The 6,011-nt window shown below is 40.1% G+C and carries 4 protein-coding genes; 1 reads left to right on the forward strand and 3 read right to left on the reverse strand.

Features of this window, described 5'->3' with window-relative positions; translation table 11 throughout:
• The coding region (locus U0M88_RS10290) for a hypothetical protein (RefSeq protein ID WP_331869749.1) at positions 1 to 308 on the forward strand (308 nt) is incomplete at its 5' end.
• A gap of 81 nt (positions 309 to 389) precedes the next feature.
• Here U0M88_RS10290 and U0M88_RS10295 read toward each other — a convergent pair.
• The 3 genes from U0M88_RS10295 to U0M88_RS10305 form a co-directional block, all read right to left on the reverse strand.
• Positions 390 to 2,975, reverse strand: a complete 2,586-nt coding sequence (locus U0M88_RS10295; RefSeq protein ID WP_331869750.1) for a cation-translocating P-type ATPase — start codon at positions 2,973 to 2,975, stop codon at positions 390 to 392.
• 179 nt (positions 2,976 to 3,154) lie between these two features.
• On the reverse strand, positions 3,155 to 4,096 hold the full coding sequence (locus U0M88_RS10300) for a glycyl-radical enzyme activating protein (protein WP_331869751.1): 942 nt from the start codon (positions 4,094 to 4,096) through the stop codon (positions 3,155 to 3,157).
• A partial coding sequence (locus U0M88_RS10305; protein ID WP_331869752.1) for a glycyl radical protein occupies positions 4,059 to 6,011 on the reverse strand: 1,953 nt, incomplete at its 5' end. The genes U0M88_RS10300 and U0M88_RS10305, both read right to left, overlap by 38 nt.

Below are 6,011 nucleotides of genomic sequence, written 5' to 3' on the forward strand. Positions count from 1 at the left end.
AAGTAATCAAGCAGGAAGAAGGAATCGCCATGGCAGACAGGATCATCAAGTATATGAGCCAGGAATGGATCAATCAGCTCAATGAAGAATTCGAACAGTTGAGTATCAATGACAATATTCGAATGGAAAATGCACGAATCAAATGGGTCCGTGAAGAAGCCTTGCAAAAAGGACGTGAACTAAGCAGATTGGAAGAACAGAGAAATATGATTGAAACGTTATCCCAACCAATGTCTGTAGGACAGATTGCCAAAGCTATGCAAAAATCAACGGAAGAAATTCACCATATCTTAAAAGATTGTCAATAATCTAAAAACAGGATAGACTTCAAACTATCCTGTTTTTTATGAAATTGTATAAAAAATGAGGTGACAAACCACCTCAAAGTGTTATTTCTTAATTGTTGTTTTAATAATGCGTAATAGCTGAATACAGATAAAAGAAGCAAAAGCACAGAGAACGATCAAACCGATATATTGTAAAGTCAGGTCTTGTGCAACGGTAAAGAGTCCGTGTAAACCTGGAACTAATAAAATCAACATTAATAAACCGGCTCCGACAACAAAGGCTAAACAGCTATAGACATTGATAGAAAGCTTATATAAAGGCAATGCGGAACGGCTGGAGAAACCATGGAATAAACGAGATAAACACAAAGTCGCAAATGCCATGGTACTAGCCAACGCCGGACTGACTTCATTTCCTAAATAGTAGGCAGTCATCACAAAGACAAAGATGATCAAACCTTCGGTACCAATTTGGATCAACGTTTTTGAATTCAGGATGGAATCATCGCTCTTTCTAGGTTTTTGTTTCAAAATATCATCTGAGCCTTTTTCCATACCGATCGCAATGGCCGGTAAGGAGTCTGTAATCAAGTTAATAAACAACAAATGCACAGCCGTAAATGGTGTTGGCAAGAATAATACAGATGTATAAACAACCGCCAAAATGGCCGAGAAGTTTCCTGACAATAAATACGTAATGGCATTTTTAATATTGGTATAGACGTTTCGTCCGGTAATGACCGCTTTTACGATCGTAGAGAAGTTATCATCCATTAAGATCATACTGGCGGCATCCTTGGAAACCTCTGTTCCGGTAATTCCCATGGCAACACCAATATCACTTTGTTTCAGTGCCGGGGCATCATTGACACCATCTCCGGTCATGGCTACGATTTCATTTCGTTTCTGCCATGCCTTGACGATACGAATCTTGTGTTCCGGTGCCACACGAGCATAAACAGAAACTTTTGGTAAGATCGCGTCCAGCTCATCTTCACTCATCTTTTCTAATTGCGAACCTTCCAAGACCACATCACCCTCGTTAAATATACCAATCTCTGTGGCAATACTTTGGGCAGTAATCGCATGATCACCTGTGATCATGATAGGTTTGATACCGGCAATACGACATTTTTCAACCGCATCTTTGCTTTCTTGACGAGGCGGATCCATCTGGGCCACCATACCTACAAAGCACAAATCGCTTTCATCGGCAAAATCAAGCGGTTTTGGTTCCATATTTTTATAGGCAAAACCTAAAACACGCAACCCTTTTTTGGCATAATATTCATTCTTTGACAGGATGACTTCCTTATCTTCACTTGTAATTGGACGTTTTTGATCATGGATCAAGATTTCCGTACAACGCTTTAACAGCTCATCCACAGCACCTTTGGTATAAAGGTGTGATTTTGAGTTGATGGACATCATCTTACGAGTCGAATCAAATGGAATCTCATCCATACGTTCGGTTTCAACTATATAATCGCCATCTTTTTTACCATAATTGTCAAACAGCTCCAACAAAGCGATCTCCGTTGGATCCCCAATCTGTGCATCTTCTCGATAAATCGCATTGTTACATAATAGACATTCTTTCAATAAAACGTCATGACAATGATCATCGGCATCTAAAGTTTCCGGTGGAAAAGCTTCCTGATTGGCAAAGACATCCATGACCTTCATTTTATTCTGTGTCAATGTTCCCGTCTTATCGGAGCAGATAATAGAAACACATCCTAAGCTTTCCACAGCATTTAACTGCTTGATAATCGCATTTTCCTTGACCATCTTTTGGGTTGAAATAGAAAGCACGATCGTAACGATGGATCCTAAAGCCTCCGGAATAGCTGCAACAGCTAAGGCCACCGCAATCAACAAAGCATCCAATACGTTTTCATGCGCTAAAAAGACATTAATGGCTAAAATAATGGCACAGATCACACAAATGCTGATGGTGAGTTTAACAGAAAATTCATCTAAGCTTTTCTGCAATGGTGTCTTACGTTCCTGTGCATTTTCGATCATGCTGGCGATATGACCGATCTGTGTATCCATTCCAATGGAAGATACAACATATTTTCCGGTACCATTGGTAACCAATCCGCTGGAAAAAGCCATGTTGGTCTGATCGGCTAAAGGCTGTTCTCCACTTAAAGACTCAGTCGTTTTTTCCTGTGGTAAAGATTCACCGGTCAAAGCACTTTCATTGATCTGCAAATTCGCTGCCTCTAAAATACGTCCATCGCCTTCGATCACATCTCCGGCCTCTACACAGACAATATCACCAATGGTCAACTGATCACTGGATATTTCTTCCATTTGCCCGTTGCGTAATACTTTGACATGGGGTGTGGAAAGCTTCTGTAAGCTTTCCAGTGATTTTCTGGCCTTCAAGGTTTGAATCGTTCCCAGGATCGCATTGATCGTGATAACCACTAAAATAACAGCCGTGCTGACATATTCACCGGAAAAGGCAGATATCAAAGCCGCACAGATCAATACGATAACTAATAGATCTTTATATTGTTCTAAAAAGATCAAGACCGGACTTTTCGGCTTGCTCTGATTCATCTGGTTTAATCCGTATTGTTCCTGTCGTTTTTTTACTTCTTCATTGGAGAGACCTTCCATCGAAGTGGATAATTGTTCAAGAACTTCCTTTTGTGTCTGATTATAGATTGACATAACTTTCTCCTTTACAATAAAAATAGACAAGATCCATTAAAGACCTTGCGTCCTTAATGAGTCTTGTCTTTAAGATTGTCCAGAATTTACATTCGGGTATGTTGAACAATCAAGCAATGCTAGACTACTCCCTCATTGCAGATATTGTACATAATCTGTTTGTAAATTTCAAACATTTTTTATTCAATCACAAGATTACGAATGCCGTTTTCCTTTGCTACACTATAAAACGATTCCATGACTTCTTTGTTATAGAGCTTGGGATTCTCTTTGAAACAAAAGTCCATATCTAAATAGGCATACTTCGATTGAGCCAAAGGATTATAGTTTAAAATCTCATAGTACACATCCGGATACACAGAAACCAAAAACTTGGAAATCGCGGCAATATTTTCTTTTGTAGCGGTCATAGTTGGAATCAACGGTGTACGAATGATCACATGTTCTTTTTTATCGGATTGTAGAAGCAATTGAATATTTTTCAGAATCAAAGCATTATCGACTCCGGTATATTTTTTATGCTCTTTTGCACCAAACAACTTACAATCCGCATAAATCTGATCCAGATATGGTAAAGCCTTTTCCAGCCATTGGGAATCGGTAAATAGACTGGTTTCGATGGCCGTATGAATCTTTTCTTCATGACAAGCCTTTAAAAACGCCAGTAAGCCTTCCGGTTGTAGAAACGGTTCTCCGCCGGATATGGTTACCCCACCTTCCCGCTTAAAGAAAGCTTCATCTTTTTTGATTTCTGTCACAAGCTGTTCGATCGTATATTCCTTTGAATCAAACTGCAGTGCACGTGTCGGACAGGCATCTACAATAGCATTCCAATCTTCTTTTTTTTCACGATGCAGACAAATTCTTCCGTCTTTGACTTCAATTCCCTGCTTCTTACTGGCATTTAGACAACTCAAGCAGTGAATACACTTATTTTCCATATATAAAACCTGAGCAGTCGGTAAAAGTCCTTCCGGATTCTGGCACCATTTACAACGCAAGGGACAGCCTTTTAAAAATACTGTTGTTCGTATGCCAATGCCATCATGTGTGGAAAAGCGTTTAATATCAAAGACACGAAGCTTAGATGTTGTCATAGGATGTCCTTGCGATGATCTCATTTTGAAGATCTCCAGCCAGTTCGGTAAAGTAAGCTGTGTAACCGGCCACACGTACTGTCAGTGAACTATATTGTTCCGGATGCTTTTGCGCTGCCAGTAAATCTTCTCTTCGAACCACATTAAACTGAATGTGCGGAATTTCCAAATCGACAAAGGTACGAAGTAAATTACAGAATTTCTGAATACCGCTTTCCGTCGCAAAGAATTCCGGTAAAAATTTCATATTCAACAAACCACCATTAGTCGTACAATCATCTTGAAGTCGAGATACGGATTTTAAAACAGCAGTCGGCCCTTTTAAATCACGACCATAAACGGCAGATAAGCCACCATCGGCCAACGGTGTTTGCGATAATCGCCCATCTGCGCTGGCTCCCACATTTTGTCCCATCGGTACATGGGCGCTGACTGTGTACATACCGGAATGATAGATACCACCACGATAATTCGTATAATTTCTAAGTGTATCTCTAAAGAACTGTGCCCATTTGGCCCCTAATTCATCGACCCATTCCACATCGTTACCATATTTTGGAACACGGTTCAACAACATCTGGCGCATAACTTCATCGTGTTCAAAATTTGTCTGCAAGGCTTGTTCCAAAGCCTGTGGTTCAATCCGCTTTTCATCATAAGCCATCTGTTTGATGGCAGCTAAAGAGTCCGCTAAGTTGGCAACCTGAATCATCTGGATACCAGACAAGTTATAATGCGCACCACCTTTTGTGACATCCAAGCCTTTTTCCATACAGTCATCGATCACACTGCTTAAAAAGCCGGTCGGTAAAATATCAATATGGGCTTTTTCCACCTCTTCGCAACAAGGAATCATCTTATCAATAAAGTACAACATCATCTTCTTAAAGGCTTCCTGCAGCGCATCAAAGTTCTGATAAGTACTTAAAGAACCCAGATCCGGTCCCAGCTGCTGTCCTGTCAGAAGACATTTTCCATGATTTAATGTAAGCTCTAACACTTTATTCATATTAAACATGGCTGCATCAGACCAGCCCAGATTATTTCCCTGTGTCGTTAATTCCACACAACCAACAATGGCATAATCCAAGGCATCTTTATGGGAAATTCCTAACTTTTCCAGTTCATGGACAATGGCTTTATCATTAAAGAACTGCGGCATACCACTGCCCTTAGATACGACCTTGACCGCATGACGAAGCAATTCTTCATTTGTATGCTCGTGCAGACGAACACTTAAATTTGGTTGTGGAAGGCCAAGCTCTTCCTGTGCCGTTAAGAATAGATGACTTAATTCATTGCTGGAATCCTGTCCGTTTTCATCCACACCACCAACGGCAATGTTAAAACCGATGGGAAAACCGGCAAAGTATTTTGCGGAATTCTTATTGCGTAAATACACGATCTGGTTAAATTTCAACCATAAGCATTCAATAATCTCCAATGCTTCTTGATCATTGATCAAAAGCTCTTCTTTATCTTTTTTATAGTATGGATATAAAGTTTTATCCAAACGTCCCGGTGAAAAACTGGAGGCATTGCTTTCCATGTGTAAGATCACAAACAAAAACCACATCGATTGTACGGCTTCATGGAACGTCCGGGCCGGATGCTTTGATAAGTTGGCACAGATTTCTGCCACTTGTTTCATGGTTGCGGCATGTTCCGGTGATGTATCAGCTTCCTGCAACAATAAATCATGATAGCGCATCATAAATTTCTGTACGCCTTCCATGATCAATACAATAGAACGATAAAAATCTTTTTGTTCTTCCGTACAGTTTTTTAAGTGTTGACTGGCTTCTTCTTTTAATCCTTGCGGTCCTTTTTGAAGCCATTCAGCCACATTTGGACAAATATGACCCTGCGCATGATCTTTTTGATTGATCTTTACAACTTTGCTGATGGCATCAATTTGATCTCCGGCACGTTTACGAAG

The sequence above is a fragment of the Faecalicoccus sp. genome (assembly GCF_036552745.1).
Classification (GTDB): domain Bacteria; phylum Bacillota_I; class Bacilli_A; order Erysipelotrichales; family Erysipelotrichaceae; genus Faecalicoccus.

Excerpts from the sequence above, each read along its gene's own strand:
- U0M88_RS10295 (WP_331869750.1), bottom strand. The coding sequence starts at position 2,975 with ATGTCAATCTATAATCAGACACAAAAGGAAGTTCTTGAACAATTATCC.
- U0M88_RS10300 (WP_331869751.1), bottom strand. The coding sequence starts at position 4,096 with ATGAGATCATCGCAAGGACATCCTATGACAACATCTAAGCTTCGTGTC.